The following is a 16,959-nucleotide window of genomic DNA, read 5'->3' as shown; positions in this document are numbered from 1 at the left end:
ACAAATACAGCACTGTTTATCGGGGCCCTGTGGCTTGGGTGAGACAGTGCTTTTTTGCGTCCGCAGGAATGAGGCGTATTTATTTACCCTATAACGGAATCTTTTCCAGCATTAATTGCCATACTAATCCAAAGAGTTCCCATTCTCTAGGCTGCTTGGAGGTTAATCCGTGACATTATGGCTCGCAATACTACTCGCTGTGCTGCTCCTGGGTTTCATTCTGCTTCTGTCTTCCTTTATTCATTTTCACTTTGTATTACGCAAAGTAGGCAAGGATGACCGGTTGGAGCTTGATGTGACCTTGCTTTATGGGTGGGTCAAGTTTCATTATGTCCTGCCTAGGGTGATTTTTGAAGGGATAGAAAAGGGATTTAAGGTGAAGCTGGAAGAGAGCGGTGCGGCACCGCTGAAGAAAGAAACCGACACGGAAGCGCAGATTGACAAGAAGAAGGTCGACACTTGGGTGGATGAAATGAAACAAGCGCTACAAGCCACCAAAGGACTGGAAAAGTGGCTCCGCAAAACGCTCGCCCATGTCAGAATAGCAAAGTTTGACTGGTCAACAGATTTCTCGCTGGGGGATGCTGCAGGAACCGCTACGGCAGCCGGAGGCCTCTGGGGGTTGAAATGGATAATCATTGGCTGGCTTTCACAACAGATTCGGCTGGAGAAACAACCGCGTTTGTTTGTGAAACCACTGTTTGACGATAATCTAAGCTTCAACACCGAGATGAAGTTCTCCGGCAGACTTTCGCTGGCTTATGTGCTATATGCCGGAATACTGCTTGTTGTCCGTGTGATCCGGGCAGAGAGAGGACTCAAACAGTGGAAGGAACTGCTGCAGGCGATTCGCCGGAGAGCACGCAGGAAAAGTGCATCCTAAAAGCAAGGTCCTTACATACTAATGCGACAATGTGGGGAAGATATTCGCTGTAGAGATTCCCTAAGAAGCCAAAGGAGGAAAACAATATGAGTGAGCATCCGATTCAAGGTCTCATGCAGACTGCGATGGAAAATATTAAAGGCATGGTGGATGTCAACACCATCGTAGGCGATCCGGTCCAAACTCCGGATGGCAGCGTAATTCTGCCGATCAGTAAAGTGGCATTCGGATTTGCAGCCGGCGGCAGTGACTTCCGGGTGGAAGACGAGGTTGCCAGCGTATCCGGTACAGGAACTACTCCAGGCGTCAAAATGCTTCCCTTCGGCGGCGGCAGCGGGGGCGGGGTCTCGATCCGCCCGATCGCTTTTCTGGTAGTGGGCAAAGACGGGGTGCATATCGTACCGCTTGACAACCAAACCCACCTGTTTGAGAAAATGATCGATTCCGCCCCGGGGCTGATCGACAAAATTCAGACGATGTTCCAAAGCAGCGGCGCTGCCGTGGAAGAAGTGACGGTACGTTCAACAACACAAAATCCGCAGACAGCCGGTACTGATCAGGACACTTCAAAAACCTCGACCCATTAGTGTTTTCAACAGGGACAGGCGCGGGTGGAAAGAGGTTTGCTGTATTTAGGGATACCGACTACTGGTCGGTGTCCCTTTTTGTGTGCAGACCGGGAACCGGGGAGAATGGACATACCCTATCTACAGTCTGCATATACTTGTACAACACAGAATTTTTTTTGGAACACAGACTAAGAACCGATTAGAACCCGGAGGATGAACATGAAAACAAAGACGAGCACCCTGAAATGGGCTTTTCCCCTGCTGCTGTGTACCCTGCTGCTCTTGCTGGGGCCGCTCCCGTCCCTTCGCGCAGAGAACAGCACCATCTCCACGCATGCGCGGGCGGCGGCGCTGATTGATGTGGAATCCGGACGAATTCTATACAGCAGCCGCGGGGATGAACCGATGCTGATTGCCAGCCTGACCAAAATTATGACGGCTATCGTGGCCATTGAGCATGGTGATTTAACATCCAAAGTGACCGTCGGCAAAAATGCCTTTGCCAAGGAAGGCTCTTCATTATTTCTGAAGCAGGGCGAAGAAATGACACTGGAAAACATGCTGTATGGCCTGATGCTGCGTTCCGGGAACGATGCGGCGACAGCCATCGCCGAGCATGTTGGCGGGTCCGAGGAAGGGTTCGTATATTTAATGAACGCCAAAGCCGAGGAACTGGGGCTGAGCCGTTCCCATTTTGCCAATCCGCATGGACTGGATGCCGAAGGGCATTACTCCAGTGCAAATGATCTGGCTGTGCTGACGGCCTATGCCCTTCATAATCCGGTGTTCAAGGAAATCGTGAAGACACCGGTGAAGACTGCAGACAACCCGTATGAGAAATGGGATTACAAGTGGCTGAACAAGAATAAAATGCTGCGCCTGTATGAAGGCGCCGACGGAGTCAAGACAGGATATACCAAAAAGGCGCTCCGCTGCCTGGTCAGCTCGGCAACCCGCAACGGCCAGCAATTGGTGGCCGTTACGCTGAATGACGGCAATGACTGGAACGACCATGCGGACTTGCTGAATTTCGGATTTAATCACTATCCTCTCACCAGCATGATCGAGCGCGGCGATGCCGTGAGCGGATACAACTATGTGGCGGGAAAGGATTTTGCCTATCCTTTTGGCCAGGGTGAACGGGACAGAGTAGTTACCAAGCTGGTTCTCCAAAAGGAGAAGGGTGCAGCAAAGGCTCGTAACACGAACAACAGCAGCTTCGGCCTGCAGGGTATGCTGGTGCTGGAGCTGGGCGGCCGGGAAATCGGGCGGATTCCACTCTACGCGCCCCAGGCTCTACCGCCGGAGCCCCCGGCAAAGGGCTCGCGTACCACAATGGCTGCCTCCTATCCGGCACATAACTGGTTGCAGGCCATGGGCAGCGCGCTGCGGGCTCTTTTTGAGTATGGTGGCTCCCTGAAATAAACCGGCTGAGCGGTGAAGAGAAAAGGAGGCGTATCCGATGATTAACGGAATCTGGCTCTCGATGATAGTGATCGGTTTTTTGTTTGCAGCCGTGAACGGCCGGATGGATGAATTTACTGCCGCTGTGTTCGACGGGGCAAAAAGCGGGGTTACAGTGAGCTTCGGCTTAATCAGTGTGCTGGTGTTCTGGCTGGGGATTATGCGGATTGCAGAAGATGCCGGCCTGCTGAAAAAAATCGCCAAGGTGCTGGGCCCGGTGGTCTCCTTTTTATTTCCGGATGTGCCCAAAGGACACCCGGCCATCGGGTATATCCTCTCCAATATGAGCGCCAACCTGCTGGGGCTTGGTAATGCGGCTACTCCCATGGGGATCAAGGCGATGCAGGAGCTGCAGACCCTTAATCCCGACAAAGAGACGGCCACCCCTGCCATGTGTACCTTGCTGGCGCTGAATACCGCCAGTATTACGCTTATACCAGCTACGCTGATCGCGATCCGGCTCAACTATGGCTCGGCAGACCCGGCCGGCATCGTCGGGACTACGCTGGCTGCCACGGCAGTGGCGACACTGGCTGCGATTGCGGCAGACAGGCTGTTCAGGCGGCTGTCGCTGCTGCGCAAGCCGCCGAAGCCACCGGCGGCATCCAGGACGGTGGAGGCCTCCCGCGGAGGCAAGCCCCTTAATTCTTCCTCGCTGAAAGGGTGAAGGTCGCATGTACCAATTAATCAGTCTAATCTCAGCCTGGGCCATTCCCGTGATGATCACATTTATCCCGCTGTATGCTTTTACGCGTAAAGTCCCTGTCTACGAATCCTTTGTGGAAGGGGCGAAAGACGGCTTCGGCACCGCAATTGCCATTATCCCGCATCTGGTCGGCATGCTGGTGGCGATCAGCGTATTCCGAGCCTCGGGTGCGCTGGATTACCTGATGGGCTTCATTGCACCCGCCCTTCAGGGACTGGGCGTTCCCGCTGAAGTGCTGCCGCTGGGCCTCCTGCGGCCGCTGACCGGGACAGGCTCACTGGCGTATACCACCGATCTGATCCGCGTCCATGGCCCGGATTCTCTTATCGGCATGATTGCCTCGACCATCCAGGGCAGCACGGATACAACGCTGTATGTGCTGACCGTATACTTCGGGGCCGTCGGCATCCGCAACGGCCGCTATGCGCTTAAAGTCGGGCTGTTCTCAGACGTTGTCGGGTTCGTTGCTGCGATCGCGGTCTGTCTCTTGGTGTTCGGATAATAGATTTTTACGCATAGGCAGCGTCACCCCGCCTTCCTCCCCTACATATGCTATTGCAGCAATGCACAGGGAGGCGACAGACATGAGGTACAGAGGGTTCATCCTGCATCATTCCCACTGTCCGTCCATCAACGGTAAAGGGTTCGATTTCTGGGTCGGGGAGGGCGGAACCGTCTATGCGGCTCCAATGCTGACAGACCCGGACTATATTCATATCTGCCTGGAAGGCGACTTCGGTTCAAAGGACACGATCCCCTCGCAAAAGGAAAGGAAAGACCAGCTGTTTGAAGCCGGAAAGCTTATATTGGAGCTGGCAACCCGGTTTCAAATTTCCCCTTTGCTGATCGAAACTCACAGCAATTCATGCCCCGGAGCATTTTTTCCTTGGAATGAACTTGTGATTTATCCCTCTGATGGTTATCATTGATTCTGAGGTGACTAGTCGAAAATGGAAAGATTACAGAAAATTTTGGCGCAGGCAGGTGTAGCGTCCAGACGCAAGTGTGAAGAAATGATTTTGGCCGGTAAAGTGGAAGTCAACGGGGAACTCGTAACTACGCTTGGCACGAAGGTGGACCCCGCAACAGATATTATTAAGGTATCCGGCAGATTGATCCGGGGCGAGAATAAAATCTACATTATGTTCAACAAGCCGAAGGGCGTCATTACCAGCGCTTCCGATCCCAAAGGACGCAAGGTGGTAACGGATTACTTGAAAGGAATCAATGAACGGGTATATCCAGTAGGCCGATTGGACTACGATACGGAAGGATTGCTGCTGCTCACCAATGACGGTGAGTTCGCCAATCTGCTCACGCATCCGAAGCACCATGTGCCGAAGACCTATCATGCTACGGTCAAGGGTGTGCCCCATGGAACTGCACTGGACAAGCTGAAGACAGGCATCAAGCTGGAGGACGGGATGACCGCTCCTGCAGAAGTGGAGTACAAGGACATTGATGAAGCGAACAAAGAAGCCGTCATCAGCATTACGATCCATGAAGGCCGCAACCGCCAGGTCCGGCGCATGTTTGAAGCGATCTCCCATCCCGTTATGCGTCTGAAACGGATTTCCTTTGGAGATATTCTGCTGCAGAATTTGAAGCGTGGCTCCTACCGTCATCTGACCAAGGATGAAATCAACCATTTGCAGCAAATGGCCAAATCGGGACTGCTCAAAGCAAAAACGCCGCGCAAGGACACATAAAGTTCACAAATTAAACCCCTAATCTTGTGACAATATTCGTTATAATGTTCATAGGATGTTCACACCTAACAACTTTAGTATGAGTTGCGTCACAGAAGGGGGCTTCACGTGTGGGCAAAGCGAGAAAGCCGGTTCAGATTATTATTTTGTTTCTAATCGTTCTGCTGGGAGGTTATGCAATCGGTTCCTCGGTGTTTGGCGGGGACGGAAAGCCGAAGGAGGGCAGTACTGCGCCGTCCTTTGAACTGCTTGGCCTGGATGGCAAGTCCCATACGCTGGACGAATACAAGGGCAAGGCGGTTGTGCTGAATTTTTGGGGTTCCTGGTGTGCCCCTTGCGTTAAAGAAATGCCCGCTCTCCAGGCTCAGTGGGAGAAGTGGAAGGATGAGGGAGTAGTCGTCGTAGGCGTGAATGTCGGTGAGGATCAGATGACCGTCGAGAATTTTGTGAAGCTTGTTGACATCAACTTTCCGATTGTTATGGACCCGGGCCGGGATGCGGTACGCAGCTATGGCATTTCGCCGATGCCGACTACCTTTTTCATCAATGCCAGAGGCAAAGTGGACAGTATCCATATCGGCCAGCTTGACTTAAGCACACTGGATACCCAAATCGGGAAGCTGGTGAAGCGATGAGCAGCAAGGCGCCTTTGTTTACCAATACCAAATGTGAGTGCGGCCATCAGAATCCGGTGGGTACGGTTCTCTGTGAGGCCTGCGGCAAGCCGCTGGAAGAGAAAGAGGCGGAGTCCAGTGAGAACCTGGAAATGCGTTATGATGGCGTAGCCCGCCGTTCGCAGCGTGTGAACCCGGGAATCATTGATCGGGTCTGGAACTTTTTTTCCTCGGTCAAGATTGCCGTCTATCTCATTGTGCTGACGCTGCTGGGTTCGATGCTGGGCACCATTCTGCCTCAAGAGAGCACTTTTCTTAACATTGATGCTTCAACCTATTACAAGCAAGAGTACGGGACAGCCGGGGATATTTATTATAAACTCGGCCTTTCGCACACCTATGAATCCTGGTGGTTCGTGACCCTGCTTGTAATGATTGGCGCTTCACTGGTGATTTGCAGCCTGGACCGTGTACTTCCGCTGTACAAGGCGCTGACCAGACAAAAGATCCGCAAGCACCGTCAATTTCTCACCCGTCAGAAGGTCGTGCTGGTTACAGAAGTGCAGGACGATCCGGAAACATGGGTAGAGCGGGTGGCAGGTCCCCTGAAGAAGCGCGGCTATCGCGTGAAGACCGATGGGGGGGCTCTGCTGGCGGAGAAACACCGTTTCAGCCGCTGGGGACCCTATGTTATACATATAGGTCTGATTATTTTTTTGCTGGCGGTGCTCGCAAGAGGGTTGCCGGGCCTGAACATGGACCAGCATCTGGCTTTTCCCCAAGGGGAAATTACACAGATTCCGGACACTACCTTCTATCTGGAGAACAAGAAATTCATCGTAGAGTTCTATACGGAGGAAGAGATGCCTGAGGAATTCCGCGGGAAGAAAGTGCTTCCCAAATTGTATGAGACCCAGGCGGTGTTGTACGAATGTACAGCGGACTGCGGAGATCCGTCCAAGAAGCCGCAGCTGAATGAAGTGGCGTCCCATGATATCCGGGTGAATTCTCCGCTCAGCTACAAAGGTCTGAAAGCGTATCAGTTTGATTATGACCTTACTCCGGTCCTGCGTTCCGTACAGCCTGAGCTTAAGGATTCCCGTACAGGAGAAGTCTACGGCAAATTCAAGCTTACGATGAAGAATCCGGAGCGCAGCTTTGAGGCCGGCCCTTATACGGTCACGCTGAAAGAAAAGTACATGGATTTTGGCCTAAGCGACGAAGGGCAGCCGGTATCCGTATCCCCGTATCCGAATGCGCCCGCCTTCCTGTTCCTGATTACGGGGCCGGATCTTCCGGCGGAAGGACAGCAGTATTTTTATTTTCCCAAACAAGTCGACAAAACGAAGTTTCAGCAGACAGCCATCAACGATAAGCTTGGCGGCGGCAGCCGTTTTCTGGAGCTTGAAGTGGGCGATATGAAGGATGTCGATTTCTCGGAGTCCACTACCTATTTGAATGTACGTGTAGACCGTGCAATGCCCTTTATCTGGGTAGGTGCCGCAATTGTGATGCTGGGTCTGGTGCTGGGTTTTTATTGGCAGCATCGCCGCGTTTGGCTGACCGTAGATGACGGTGTGCTGACACTTGGCGGCCACACGAACAAGAACTGGTTCGGCTTCCGCCGCGAGATCGTCGGTGTTCTGGGGAAAGTGGATATGGCAGTCGATGAAAAAACATTGGATAACGGAGGAGGCCTGGCATGAGCTTGCTCGATTTCAGCAGTGACATATTTATAGCCGCGTTTTTCTTATACAGCGGTGCCTTCATGTTATACACTATCGCCATCATGGGCCGCAAATGGTCCGGACGCAAGCCGGAGGAGCATACTGCCCGCTGGGGCAAAATCGCTTTTGCCGCATCCTCAATCGGACTGCTTTGCCACTTGGCTTATTTTATCACCCGCTGGATGGGTTCCGGGCATATCCCCGTCAGCAACATGTACGAATTTATGACCTTTTTATCGATGATGGTTATGGTGGCGTTTACCGTTATCTTCGCCATTTACCGTAAAATCATTCTGGGACTGTTTGCGGTTCCGATCTCGATTATTCTGATGGCATACGCGGCTGTGTTTCCGCAAGAGGTGCAGCCGCTGATTCCATCATTGAAGTCCATTTATCTGAACATTCATGTTACACTGGCTGCGCTTGGTGAATCCTTTTTCGCTGTCGGATTTGCAGCCGGGCTGATGTATCTGCTGCGGACCGTCAATTTCGGCAGCAAAGACAAAAACGACCGCAAGCAGCAGAGACTGGTAGAATTCACTCTCTTTTCCATTATCGTTATTCTTGGTTTTCTTGTGTCTGTATTCGCTTTCCGCGGGGCCGGATACGAGTCTGTTTTTGTCCGGCCCAACGTTACGATTGACAGCCCCGGGCAGGAAAATAGTACAATAGAGAAAGTGAGCTATAAAATGCCGCCGATTGTGGCACCTTACGATAGCGAAATTGAGAGCTTCCAGTCGTTTCTTGGCATGGATAAACCCTTGTTTGAAGCACCTTCATGGATGAACGGTGTCAACGCCGGACGCAAATTCAACACCGTAATCTGGTCGCTGATTTCCGGTCTTCTTCTTTACGGGCTGATCCGGCTTATCGTCCGCAAACCCTTGGGCGAAGCCATTCACCCGGTGCTGGACGGCATTGATGCGGATGATTTGGATGAGATTACTTACCGCGCGATCGCTATAGGCTTTCCCATCTTTACACTGGGGGCTTTGATTTTTGCAATGATATGGGCTCAGGTAGCCTGGGGCAGGTTCTGGGGATGGGATCCGAAGGAAGTCTGGGCACTTGTCACCTGGCTGTTCTACAGTGCCTATCTCCATCTGCGGCTGGCCCGCGGGTGGCAGGGCCGCAAATCCGCATGGCTCGCCGTACTCGGCTTTCTGGTCGTTATGTTTACCCTGGTAGGCGTCAATCTGGTGATTGCCGGACTTCACTCTTATGCAGGGACGGACTGAGCAGATCTGGCCTTTGAAGGGCTGCAGAATTTTTTTGAATAACGTTCTACTGTATTAGATGAAGGGGTTGTTGTGAAATGGCAGAGCATTTGAATAGAATTCTGGTGGTGGATGATGAGGAACGTATCCGCCGCCTGCTCAAAATGTACCTCGAAAAAGAAGGATACGAAATTGACGAGGCGGAAGACGGTGAGATTGCTCTTCGCAAAGCAACAGCCAATGATTACGGTCTGATTCTTCTGGATGTCATGCTTCCGGGCATTGACGGGATTGAAGTGCTGACAAGGCTTAGAGGCGTCAAATCAACACCTGTATTGATGCTGACCGCCAAGGGTGAAGAGATTAACCGCGTGCAGGGCTTTGAGATGGGAGCGGACGATTACGTTGTGAAGCCATTCAGTCCGCGCGAGGTCATCTATCGGGTCAAGGCCATTATGCGCCGTTCTTCGGCAACAGCCTTTTTATCCAAGGAGACCAATTCAAGCAACAATATTGTATTTCCACATCTGATTATCGAACATGATGCCCACCGTGTAACGGCAGGCGGCCAGGAAGTAAGCTTGACGCCAAAAGAATATGAGCTGCTGCATTATCTGGCGATTTCGCCGGATAAAGTATTTTCACGCGAGGAACTGCTCAAGGATGTGTGGAATTATGAGTTCTTTGGAGATTTGCGCACCGTGGACACACATGTCAAAAGACTTCGCGAGAAGCTGAACAAGGTATCGCCGGAATCTGCAGCAATGATCACGACCGTGTGGGGAGTAGGCTATAAACTCGAGGTTCCCAAGTAAGTGAACTTCTGGAGAACTCTGGTCGGCAAGCTGTGGGTCACGATCATCTGTCTGGTTGCTGTCGTATTGATGACGCTGGGGTTATTCCTGCTGCCCTATATCGACAGCAATTTTGCCAATTCCGGGGCGATTAAACGTTTGTTTTTGTATACCTGTATGATAGGCTTTTCCCTGACAACGTTTTTTGCGTTATTTCTGTTCACCAAGATTACCCAGCCTATGCAGCAGGTGATTAAGGCGGCCAACAATATCCGCCGCGGCGAATATGGGACAAGGCTGACGCTTGTAAACAGCGATGAGATTGGTCAGCTGGCTACTTCCTTTAATCATATGGCTGAAGAGCTGGAAGCCAATATCCGCAGCCTTAATCATGAAAAGGGACATTTGTCCAGTGTGCTACGCAGCATGAGTGATGCGGTCATAACTTTCGATATTGCCGGGCGGATCATCCTGACTAATCCGCATGGACAAGCGCTGCTGGAGAACTGGAGCGATATTCCATGGGAGCAGGAGAACGAAGCGGAGTCAAGTCCGGAAGTGGACTTGCCAGGCAGCGTTCCCCCTCCGCTGCTGCCCCTGTTCAACACTACGCTGGAGCAGGGCGGCGACCAGCGCTCGAACGTTCATGTGCGGCAGGGAGTATGGTCTGTGCACATGGCGCCGCTGTACTCCGAGAACAGCATACGCGGAGCGGTAGCGGTTCTGCGCGATGTCACCGAAGAGGTCCGGCTGGAGAAGATGCGCCGTGACTTTGTGGCTAACGTCTCACATGAGATCCGGACGCCGCTCTCGATGATGCAGGGCTACAGTGAGGCCCTGCTTGACGGGATGGCATCTTCGCCGGAAGAGAGCAGCGAGCTGATTCAGGTGATCCATGATGAATCGCTGCGCATGGGTCGGCTGGTTAAGGATCTGCTCGACATGGCCCGCATGGAAGCCGGACATATGGATATGATGAAGGTCCAGGTGGACCTGGGCGAGCTGCTTGACCGGGTATACCGCAAATTCACAGTCCGGGCCAAAGAGCGGGAGATTCTGCTGGAGTTCAGCAAGCCTGACGAGCGGCTGCTTCTTAAAGCGGCAGATGAAGATAAATTGGAGCAGGTGCTCACGAATCTGCTCGATAACGCTTTTCGCCATACGCTGGCAGGGAAGCATATTACCATTCAGGCCGGTACGATTGTACTGGAAGGACGCCGCTACCTTGAGGTAGAAATACAGGATGAAGGGGTGGGTATACCGCCGGAAGATCTGCCTTTTATCTTTGAGCGTTTCTACAAGGCAGACAAGGCACGTGTGAGAGGCGAATCGGGTGGTACCGGACTGGGTCTGGCCATTGTCAAGAATATCGTATCCTCGCATCAAGGCCATATTTTTGCTGCCAGCAAGCTTGGAGAGGGTACAGTGTTCACCCTTCGACTTCCTGTCGAAAAACAGTAATAACAAACAAAGCATGACAGCGCCTCTGACAGCAGGGGTGCTTTTTGTTGAAATGAACACATTAATCTTGTTCATCGTGGAACATATCCGAACCGGTAACCCAAGAGAAGCCTGCGCTAACCAAACTTATTAGGAGGCTTATAGAATGATTTTGTCATTGGACCAAGGCACAACCAGTTCGCGGGCCATTTTGTTCGATCAGGAGGCTGGGATGATCTCTCAGGGGCAATATGAAATCAGGCAGTCCTTCCCGTATCCCGGGTGGGTGGAGCATGATCCGGAGCAGATCTGGGAGACTCAGCTCGCAGCGGCAAGGGATGCCATCCAGGCAAGCGGACAGCCTGCTGCTGCAATCACCGCCATCGGGATCACCAATCAGCGGGAGACGGCCTTGATCTGGGAGAAGGCTACCGGACAACCTATTTATCCCGCCATTGTGTGGCAGGACCGCCGTACCGCACAGCAGTGCGAAGAATTGAAGAACAGGGGGCTGGCTCCGTTAATTGCCCGCAAGACGGGGCTGGTGGTGGATGCCTATTTCTCGGCCACGAAGCTGGCGTGGATCCTGGATCACGTAGACGGGGCACGGGAGCGGGCTGAACGGGGAGAACTGCTCGGAGGAACCATAGACAGCTGGCTCATCTGGAAGCTGACTGGCGGGGAAGTCCACGCTACGGATGTTACAAATGCCTCTAGAACTATGCTGTTCAATCTGCATGACCGTGAGTGGGATGCGCAGTTAATGGAAGCCCTGCGGATTCCCCGTTGCATTCTGCCGGAAGTGAGAATGTCGGGCGGAGAATTCGGCTTCGCGGAATCCTGCTGGTTCGGTACGGAGATTCCCATTCGTTCCGTTCTGGGGGACCAGCAGGCTGCTTTATTTGGGCATACCTGTCTGGAAGCGGGCAGCGCCAAAAATACGTATGGAACAGGCTGCTTCATTCTGATGAATACCGGAACCGAAGCGGTAACCTCCAGCCATGGATTGCTGACCACAGTGGCTTGGGGAATGGGTGAGGAGCTGTATTATGCGCTTGAGGGCAGTGTGTTCGTCGCCGGAGCGGCTGTCCAGTGGCTGCAGGAGGGGCTGGGGGTTATTTCAGCTCCTGCGGGCTCTGAGGACAAAGCAAGAGAGGTAGAAGACAGTGACGGGGTTGTCGTCGTCCCGGCGTTTACCGGACTGGGTGCTCCCTATTGGGATATGTACGCCCGTGGCGCCGTGTTTGGCTTGACCCGGGGCACAACCTCCGGGCATCTGGTACGGGCAACGCTCGAATCTCTGGCCTTCCAGTCCAGAGACGTTATTGGAGCGATGGAGAAGGATGCCGGCATGCCGCTGACAGGACTGCGTGTCGACGGAGGAGCAGTCCGCAATGATCTGCTGATGCAGTTTCAAGCCGATATTCTGGGCAGTGAGGTTACCCGTACAGCTTATGCAGAGACGACTGCACTGGGGGCTGCACTGCTGGCAGGGCTCACCTCGGGCGTCTGGAGCAGAGAACAGCTGGAGCGCTTTAATAAAGCCGAGAAGGTCTTTTCACCGCTGATGGAGCCAGAGGAACGGGAACGCCGTTATCATGCCTGGCAGGATGCGGTATCGCGTACGATGGGCTGGGAGAAACACGAAGGTCACCGGTAAAGGCAATCATATGGTGTTATTGTTCTAAAAATCCCGAATAACAAAAAGGGTCTCCCGGTTGCCATTTCATGGCGGCCGGAGACCCTTTTATGATCCTAGTATTCGATGACAAATGCGACATTCTGCCAGCCGGCACCAACCGTCCAGAACAAAACCTTGTCGCCCCGGATAACCTGTCCTGTGCTAACAGCTCTGTGCAGCGCCATAAAGGGGCTGCTGGTCGAGGTATAACCGAACTCGTCTCCGATGTAGACTGCGACATCCTTATCGATTCCGGTCTTCTCGGCAACGGCCAGAATGTTAGGCAGCGACAACTGGGAGAAGCAGGCCGCTTTAATCTCTCCCGGTGTTATGTTGTTGCGAGAGAGCAGGGTTTGAATAGATTCAGAGGCAGCATCCACACAGATGGAATCATCAAAAGGGATGAACTTGACATTGAATTCTCCTGCAGCAACACCATGTCTCCCCAGGTTGGCCAAGCCTTCGGCGGGGAAAAGGGAATTTCCGTACACACAGGTGTCAGTCTGGTAAATGGAATCTATGAATCCTGTCGAATCCTCGTCACGCTCCAGAATAACAGCTGCAGCCGCATCGCCAAAATTCGCATAGTAGACCGGGTCATTTCTGTCGGCATGTGGAGCCACGTGATCGGAACCAATCACAAGTGCCCGCCGGATCCGCGGATTCGCCATCATTTGCCGGCTTACCTGCTCAACAGAAGCGGTCATTCCGGCACAGTTTGCATTGCTGTCGATGCAAATGGTATGGGATGCACCATGAATCAGCCGGTGAATCATTAATGAATTGGTAGGAAAGATATACTCTGGAGTCTGACTCGCATAGGCGATCAGATCGATATCCGCACCGGTAAGTCCGGCTTTTTCCAGCACATTGCTTGCTGCTTCAAAAGCCATGGTCAAGGAATTCTCATCCTCATTGTCAATGCGGTAGCGTGTATTTCTGCCCAGAGCGGCTAGAAGCCCGCGAATTTCGATACCCTTTTCGTCAAAATGCTGTATAAAAAAGTCATTGCCGACCTTGTTGCTAGGATGATAGATATCGATGTCCTTAATACGAATTCCGGGCATATGATTCCTCCTAAAATATGTCTTAAGCTTTTGCCGTCGAGATGATTTCCAGGTTGTCGAGACCTGCTTTGCGGCCCAGACGAGCCAGCTGCATTTTGAGGATCGGGTTGTTCTCAAGTGTAAGATTTACCCGTACAAATCCGTCGGATTTGAACATAACGAAACATCCCTCCAGCAAAGGCACTACATCCGGAGCGGTTACATTCAGCTTTCTGCAATCAATCTGCAGCTCGTAGTCGGCTGGGTTAATCGGATTGATCGTTTGTTGATAGGCTTGAATGGATTTTACGCCATCCTCTTCGGAGAAGGTTCCGTCAAGCTCAATGTTAATCACTTTTTTTGCAGTGTCTGTCTTTAATACAAATTTACCCATCTGTACATCGCTCCCATTGTTGTGATTCATATCAATCTTTTTGTGCAATCCGATACGGACTCCGGCAAAATTCGACATTATAGTCTTATCTTGGTAGTTTTCAAGTCCATTATAACCTTATTTTTCATCTATATGCAATAAACAAAGTCGAATTATATGTTATTTTGTCGAATTGTGGAATAATCGATTTCTTCGAGTGTGGCCAAAAGCACATTAAAGGCGCTGATGACTCTCGGAGCCCCCAGGCAGGGGGTCAAATGCAGCAAAATTCCTTTAATTTGCTCCACAGACATTCCCACGCTGAGCGCCATCACATAATGGACCCCAAGCTGGTCAAATTGCCCCATGGAAATCAGTGCAGAGATGATCGCAATTTCCTTCCAGTCATCCCCGATAGTATTTCGCTGAAAAATATCTCCATAAGCGCTGCCCATAATAAATTCGGCCAGTTCAGGAAAGTTCTCTTTGATGGGGGCAAGTGCCTTGGCCCCGTAATCTCCCGATAAAGCAGCGAAATGATTCAAACCACTGTTGATGTTGTCGTTCATACAGGCCTCCTAGTTGAGATTTAGCGTGCGGTGTGCAGTGGGCGGGATTTCATCACGATCTGTCAGCAGCTCAATAACAACCACACGGTTCAGGGCTACGGCGTCATGAATTGCAGCGGCAAATTGTTCCTCTGTCTCGCATTTAAACCCTACAGCACCCAGAGACTCTGCGAATTTCACCGCATCCATAGGTACTTCGTATAATGTCCCGTCAATCCGTCCGGTAGTTTTCGCCATCCCTTTGAGTGCCATATCCAGCTGCATATTGTTGACCACGATAAAGATGACCGGAATATCTTTGCATACGGCAGTGTTAATCTCGGTACCCAGCATCATAAAACAACCGTCGCCGGTGATGCAGAAAATAGTTTCTGCAGGAGAAGCTACTTTGGCCCCGATCGCCATGCCAATTGAATTGCCCATGCAGGCAAAATAAGCGTCAAATACAAAACTGCCGGGCTTTTTGGTCTTGTACCATTTAACCGCATGGAATCCATGGCTGCCGTCATCTACAAAAACAGTATTGTTATATGGAATCAAATCACTCATGGTGCTGAGAACCGAAGCCAGGGACAGTTTGTCGAGTACAGGCAGCTCCTCAGTGTAATTAACGGTTTTGGTTTCCCGTTTTGTAATAGTTTCCGGATTTATATTATTCAGATAGAGCACCAGATTATCGCGGAGGTCTCCCGTGACTGCTACAGTATTGGAGCTGAGTATTTTCCCGACAAAGGTTGGGTCGCAGTCGAACTGAATCAAGGTATGCGGATGATTTTCACGTTTTAGATTGCAGATAGTCATATCACTTAGACGTGAACCCAGGACAATAAGCAAATCACTTTCGTTCAACAGATTGTCGCCATGAGCACAGCCGCCTACCCCAATGGGTCCGTGATACAGCGGATGATCCCAAGGAATGGCGCCTTTGCCTCCGGGGGAGGTGACGATGGGAATATTGAAGGTTTCGGCGAGCTGGATCAGCTCTTTATGGGCTCCTGAACGGTTCACGCCTTTGCCGGCAATGATTAACGGGCTGCTCGAATGATTAATTGCTGTAATTACACGTTCGAGATTGGCAAGGCTGACGAGAGACTCTCTTTCAGGCAGTACAATAGGGCATTCTTCCAGCATTTCCGTCTGAACATCGAAGGGGATGCACAGATGAACGGGGCCGCGTACGGTTCCTAGCGCAATAGAAACAGCATGATTAAAAATAGTGCTGAAATGATCGCCGCGTTCGATCATTTTGCTGAACAGGGTGGCCGGTCGGAACATTTCCGCCAGGTCTGCAAGATAGGAGGAGGAATCCTGGCATTGCGGAATGCCAAGCTCTTTAATGGATTGATGGCCTGTTATAAACAGGACCGGCAGGTTGTTGGCTTTGGCATGGGCCGCAGCTGTCAGCAGGTTGGTCCCACCAGGGCCGGAGGTCCCGAAGGCTACGCCCAGATTCCCGGTTTTCAGAGCGTAACCGGAAGCTGCAAATCCGGAACTTGCCTCATGTCTGCCCGGAATGAACTCGATCCCGTAATCTACCATTTTCAAAACTACAGGACAGATAGATTTACCAATGATCCCAAAGGAATGGGTGACTCCAAGGTCGTGTAGGGCCTTAGCCATATAATCTGCTACTGTTTTCAACGGATACACCTCACAAATGAATTGTTGTTAATACTAATATCGTTCTTTGACCCTCAAAAAGTTAGCCTCTGCCAGGGAAAGTGAAAAGAAGAAAACCTGTACTCTAGGGATGAGCACAGGCGAGGAGCACAAATTTCCAAAAAACTGCATGATGACTCAGTGATTCGGTCTTTCAGCAACCTGGCAGTCATGGTCCCATCCTTAAATGAGACTGTAGATCCATGGCTTTGCGTCATTCCCTTTCGGGAATTTTGCCCATATTTATTTAGCAGTTATAAGAAGAATAATTTTCCTTTACAATATATTTCTCGACTTTCTTTGTCAATATAATTAATACAAAACAACGCGAAATTTGACGAAAAAAGCGACTAAGCGGACCCGGGGAAATGAACTCTTAAAAAGCTGTGACGCAGCAGTTTCAGGTAATAAAAAGGATGAGAAATCATCCGGTTGACGAATAGTCCAAGGTTGATTCTGGCGGAAAAAAACATGATAAATTATAAAAAAATGCAAATTGTCACTTGAT

The 16,959-nt window shown here is 51.3% G+C and carries 17 protein-coding genes and 1 riboswitch; of the genes, 13 read left to right on the top strand and 4 right to left on the bottom strand.

Translation table 11 applies throughout. The features are described from left to right. Window positions 1-169: 169 nt before the first annotated feature. The 13 genes from IEY53_RS10270 (at window position 170) to glpK (ending at window position 12,783) form a co-directional block, all read left to right on the top strand. Window positions 170-883, top strand: a complete 714-nt coding sequence (locus IEY53_RS10270; RefSeq protein ID WP_189024560.1) for a DUF2953 domain-containing protein — start codon at window positions 170-172, stop codon at window positions 881-883. Window positions 884-969: 86 nt separating this feature from the next. Further along, the gene (ytfJ, locus tag IEY53_RS10265; protein ID WP_189024558.1) at window positions 970-1,470 is read left to right on the top strand and encodes a GerW family sporulation protein; all 501 of its coding nucleotides are present in this window, start codon (window positions 970-972) and stop codon (window positions 1,468-1,470) included. A 201-nt stretch (window positions 1,471-1,671) separates the two neighbouring features. Further along, window positions 1,672-2,877, top strand: coding sequence for a D-alanyl-D-alanine carboxypeptidase family protein (locus IEY53_RS10260; RefSeq protein WP_189024557.1), 1,206 nt, complete (start codon window positions 1,672-1,674; stop codon window positions 2,875-2,877). Between the two features lie 37 nt (window positions 2,878-2,914). Beyond that, window positions 2,915-3,583: a nucleoside recognition domain-containing protein gene (locus IEY53_RS10255; protein ID WP_189024556.1), complete on the top strand. Its 669-nt coding sequence runs from the start codon at window positions 2,915-2,917 to the stop codon at window positions 3,581-3,583. A 7-nt stretch (window positions 3,584-3,590) separates the two neighbouring features. Then, window positions 3,591-4,124: a spore maturation protein gene (locus IEY53_RS10250; RefSeq protein ID WP_189024555.1), complete on the top strand. Its 534-nt coding sequence runs from the start codon at window positions 3,591-3,593 to the stop codon at window positions 4,122-4,124. Between the two features lie 82 nt (window positions 4,125-4,206). After that, window positions 4,207-4,551 carry a peptidoglycan recognition protein family protein gene (locus IEY53_RS10245; protein WP_189024554.1) on the top strand — a complete coding sequence of 115 codons (345 nt, stop codon included), beginning with the start codon at window positions 4,207-4,209 and terminating at the stop codon, window positions 4,549-4,551. Window positions 4,552-4,572: 21 nt separating this feature from the next. Further along, the gene (locus IEY53_RS10240) at window positions 4,573-5,331 is read left to right on the top strand and encodes a pseudouridine synthase (RefSeq protein WP_189024553.1); all 759 of its coding nucleotides are present in this window, start codon (window positions 4,573-4,575) and stop codon (window positions 5,329-5,331) included. Window positions 5,332-5,441: 110 nt separating this feature from the next. Then, entirely contained in the window at window positions 5,442-5,966 is a 525-nt protein-coding gene (gene resA, locus IEY53_RS10235) for a thiol-disulfide oxidoreductase ResA (RefSeq protein WP_189024552.1), read from the top strand. Continuing rightward, the gene (resB, locus tag IEY53_RS10230; protein WP_229696077.1) at window positions 5,963-7,651 is read left to right on the top strand and encodes a cytochrome c biogenesis protein ResB; all 1,689 of its coding nucleotides are present in this window, start codon (window positions 5,963-5,965) and stop codon (window positions 7,649-7,651) included. The genes resA and resB overlap by 4 nt, the downstream gene beginning before the upstream one ends. Further along, on the top strand, window positions 7,648-8,910 hold the full coding sequence (gene ccsA / locus IEY53_RS10225; RefSeq protein ID WP_189024551.1) for a cytochrome c biogenesis protein CcsA: 1,263 nt from the start codon (window positions 7,648-7,650) through the stop codon (window positions 8,908-8,910). Before resB ends, ccsA begins: the two co-directional genes overlap by 4 nt. 77 nt (window positions 8,911-8,987) lie before the next feature. Beyond that, window positions 8,988-9,704 carry a response regulator transcription factor gene (locus IEY53_RS10220; protein WP_189024549.1) on the top strand — a complete coding sequence of 239 codons (717 nt, stop codon included), beginning with the start codon at window positions 8,988-8,990 and terminating at the stop codon, window positions 9,702-9,704. After that, the gene (locus IEY53_RS10215; protein WP_189024547.1) at window positions 9,705-11,144 is read left to right on the top strand and encodes a HAMP domain-containing sensor histidine kinase; all 1,440 of its coding nucleotides are present in this window, start codon (window positions 9,705-9,707) and stop codon (window positions 11,142-11,144) included. It abuts the gene before it with no gap. Window positions 11,145-11,289: 145 nt separating this feature from the next. Beyond that, complete coding sequence (gene glpK, locus IEY53_RS10210) at window positions 11,290-12,783, top strand: glycerol kinase GlpK (protein WP_189024545.1); 1,494 nt, start codon at window positions 11,290-11,292, stop codon at window positions 12,781-12,783. Between the two features lie 95 nt (window positions 12,784-12,878). Here glpK and IEY53_RS10205 read toward each other — a convergent pair whose 3' ends face one another. From IEY53_RS10205 to IEY53_RS10190, 4 genes are all read right to left on the bottom strand, one after another. Further along, complete coding sequence (locus IEY53_RS10205; RefSeq protein ID WP_189024543.1) at window positions 12,879-13,871, bottom strand: ketoacyl-ACP synthase III; 993 nt, start codon at window positions 13,869-13,871, stop codon at window positions 12,879-12,881. Window positions 13,872-13,893: 22 nt separating this feature from the next. Beyond that, the gene (locus IEY53_RS10200) at window positions 13,894-14,274 is read right to left on the bottom strand and encodes a hypothetical protein (RefSeq protein WP_229696076.1); all 381 of its coding nucleotides are present in this window, start codon (window positions 14,272-14,274) and stop codon (window positions 13,894-13,896) included. Between the two features lie 122 nt (window positions 14,275-14,396). Beyond that, window positions 14,397-14,792: a carboxymuconolactone decarboxylase family protein gene (locus IEY53_RS10195; RefSeq protein WP_189024541.1), complete on the bottom strand. Its 396-nt coding sequence runs from the start codon at window positions 14,790-14,792 to the stop codon at window positions 14,397-14,399. A gap of 9 nt (window positions 14,793-14,801) precedes the next feature. Continuing rightward, window positions 14,802-16,442: a thiamine pyrophosphate-binding protein gene (locus IEY53_RS10190; RefSeq protein ID WP_189024540.1), complete on the bottom strand. Its 1,641-nt coding sequence runs from the start codon at window positions 16,440-16,442 to the stop codon at window positions 14,802-14,804. A gap of 162 nt (window positions 16,443-16,604) precedes the next feature. Then, window positions 16,605-16,699, bottom strand: a riboswitch (cyclic di-GMP riboswitch). Window positions 16,700-16,959 lie beyond the last annotated feature (260 nt).

The organism is Paenibacillus albidus, from assembly GCF_014644435.1.
Taxonomy (GTDB): domain Bacteria; phylum Bacillota; class Bacilli; order Paenibacillales; family Paenibacillaceae; genus Paenibacillus_AQ; species Paenibacillus_AQ albidus.
Note: the sequence above shows the minus strand (reverse complement) of the source record. Positions and strands in the feature narration are given on the sequence as shown.

Excerpts from the sequence above, each read along its gene's own strand:
- ytfJ (WP_189024558.1), top strand. The coding sequence starts at position 970 with ATGAGTGAGCATCCGATTCAAGGTCTCATGCAGACTGCGATGGAAAAT.
- IEY53_RS10260 (WP_189024557.1), top strand. The coding sequence starts at position 1,672 with ATGAAAACAAAGACGAGCACCCTGAAATGGGCTTTTCCCCTGCTGCTG.
- IEY53_RS10255 (WP_189024556.1), top strand. The coding sequence starts at position 2,915 with ATGATTAACGGAATCTGGCTCTCGATGATAGTGATCGGTTTTTTGTTT.
- IEY53_RS10250 (WP_189024555.1), top strand. The coding sequence starts at position 3,591 with ATGTACCAATTAATCAGTCTAATCTCAGCCTGGGCCATTCCCGTGATG.
- IEY53_RS10245 (WP_189024554.1), top strand. The coding sequence starts at position 4,207 with ATGAGGTACAGAGGGTTCATCCTGCATCATTCCCACTGTCCGTCCATC.
- IEY53_RS10240 (WP_189024553.1), top strand. The coding sequence starts at position 4,573 with ATGGAAAGATTACAGAAAATTTTGGCGCAGGCAGGTGTAGCGTCCAGA.
- resB (WP_229696077.1), top strand. The coding sequence starts at position 5,963 with ATGAGCAGCAAGGCGCCTTTGTTTACCAATACCAAATGTGAGTGCGGC.
- ccsA (WP_189024551.1), top strand. The coding sequence starts at position 7,648 with ATGAGCTTGCTCGATTTCAGCAGTGACATATTTATAGCCGCGTTTTTC.
- IEY53_RS10220 (WP_189024549.1), top strand. The coding sequence starts at position 8,988 with ATGGCAGAGCATTTGAATAGAATTCTGGTGGTGGATGATGAGGAACGT.
- glpK (WP_189024545.1), top strand. The coding sequence starts at position 11,290 with ATGATTTTGTCATTGGACCAAGGCACAACCAGTTCGCGGGCCATTTTG.
- IEY53_RS10205 (WP_189024543.1), bottom strand. The coding sequence starts at position 13,871 with ATGCCCGGAATTCGTATTAAGGACATCGATATCTATCATCCTAGCAAC.
- IEY53_RS10200 (WP_229696076.1), bottom strand. The coding sequence starts at position 14,274 with ATGAATCACAACAATGGGAGCGATGTACAGATGGGTAAATTTGTATTA.
- IEY53_RS10195 (WP_189024541.1), bottom strand. The coding sequence starts at position 14,792 with ATGAACGACAACATCAACAGTGGTTTGAATCATTTCGCTGCTTTATCG.